Source organism: Dorea sp. 210702-DFI.3.125, from assembly GCF_020560945.1.
Taxonomy (GTDB): Bacteria; Bacillota; Clostridia; order Lachnospirales; family Lachnospiraceae; genus Dorea; species Dorea formicigenerans.
The window spans coordinates 1-1,557 of sequence record NZ_JAJCNF010000070.1; the positions used below are offsets into that span (position 1 = coordinate 1).

Sequence of the window (1,557 nt, forward strand, 5' to 3'; positions counted from 1 at the left end):
CAATGTCATTAAGTTAAGGATAAAATTGTAATTATTGAGGCTTTGACACTTCTTTTTTATGGATTGTCAAGGCTTCTTGTTTTTCAAGGATACTACAAGTAAGCAGCGAAAAATCCCTGCTTTCTCATGGTTCCTATTTTCATTTTTACAATCTTATGCTATCCTACTATTGAATGCTATTGCTGACTTTTTAACCGTATCTCGTGGAAAAGTCCGGTTATCCCTTATGGGGACAAGATAGTTCAGCAACATTTTTTCAACCTCTGGTGCTGCTAAAGTCTGGGAGCACCAGAATTCTCTACAAATACACATTGCCATTTTTATATTCAATTTATATTCATATTTCCAGTATTCCTGCTGTTTTACCGCAATTCCACCAACTATAGTTTTACAAAAATTGAACATAATTAGCTTTCCATACAATTCTTGTATGATTAATTCTGAGTTCTTAGAATGAACAGATGCAGCGCCAAGCGCATATTTTAACTGGTCAAATGCAGTTTCAATTCCCCAGCGCATATGATATAACCGTTTTAAATCATCTGCCGAAAATTTCTCTTTAGAAAGATTTGTAAACAGTACTTCAGTTGTGGTTTCAGAGAGTTTTATTTTTACAATTCTAAGATTTAATCGATATTCCTCACAATCGTCTGTGAAAAAATCAAATGTTGCATCACTGCGAATTCGTTTATATTTTCGTGGGTTTGTTTTTACTTTTTTGCTATGTTTTTTACAGATATAAAGTTCTTTTTCGATATCGTATTCTTCTGTATCAGGAAGATTCAGACCAGAACAGATACCTGTACCTGATTCTCTTCCCCGAACCACGTATTTATCCCCTTTTTGTTCTATATGGGCGAAAGTATTATAACTTTCGTATCCCCGATCAGCCATAAAAATAGCAGGAAACGCAGAAGACCGGCGGTCTACCATTTGAGCCAGGGCTTTATGCTCATTACATTCACAGATTGGCTGAAAAACGACATCTTCAAAAATACCACTCTGAAGATGGTACATAGCATTTAAATGTATCACATTTCTTCCCTTTGAGATATTGGGTATCTTACGCCAGCATAGTGGTTCTTTTAGATTTTCCGGGACAGAAAACTGGGAACCATCTATTGCCAGAAGTTGGTAACCCTGGAAAAGCGCACCTTTTTTACAAGTCTCTGTAAACGAATGGAACAAGGCCGGCATTGCAGAATCTGAAAGTTTTTGCCGAGCCTGAATCATAGCGGAACTATGCGGAATACCCGAATAGTCTGTTGAAAAGAAGAGTGGTTTCTTTGAAAAGTGGCGGAATAATTCCTGATCCATACATTGTCCTTGCAGAGGGAGAAGGAATCGAATCACCTCTTCAAATGGAAGTTTACGATTCCTAGAAAAGTCTTTTCCCGGACGCTTTACGTGTGATGAAAAATCTCTGCATAATATTTTTATAGCAGACTCCAGTTTTTGCTTTACAATAAAAGAAATATTTGCCATTTGAACCTCCTAAAAAAGAATATATTCAAATGGCTTCGCCACACTTTTGTGAAGTTTTGTCAAGCTTTTAGG

At 36.6% G+C, this 1,557-nt stretch carries 1 protein-coding gene; it reads right to left on the reverse strand.

Annotation, left to right across the window (positions count from 1 at the left end; genetic code table 11):
* Positions 1-153 precede the first annotated feature (153 nt).
* Positions 154-1,485: an IS4 family transposase gene (locus tag LI164_RS15555; RefSeq protein WP_005331271.1), complete on the reverse strand. Its 1,332-nt coding sequence runs from the start codon at positions 1,483-1,485 to the stop codon at positions 154-156.
* Positions 1,486-1,557: the final 72 nt, after the last annotated feature.

Excerpts from the sequence above, each read along its gene's own strand:
- LI164_RS15555 (WP_005331271.1), bottom strand. The coding sequence starts at position 1,485 with ATGGCAAATATTTCTTTTATTGTAAAGCAAAAACTGGAGTCTGCTATA.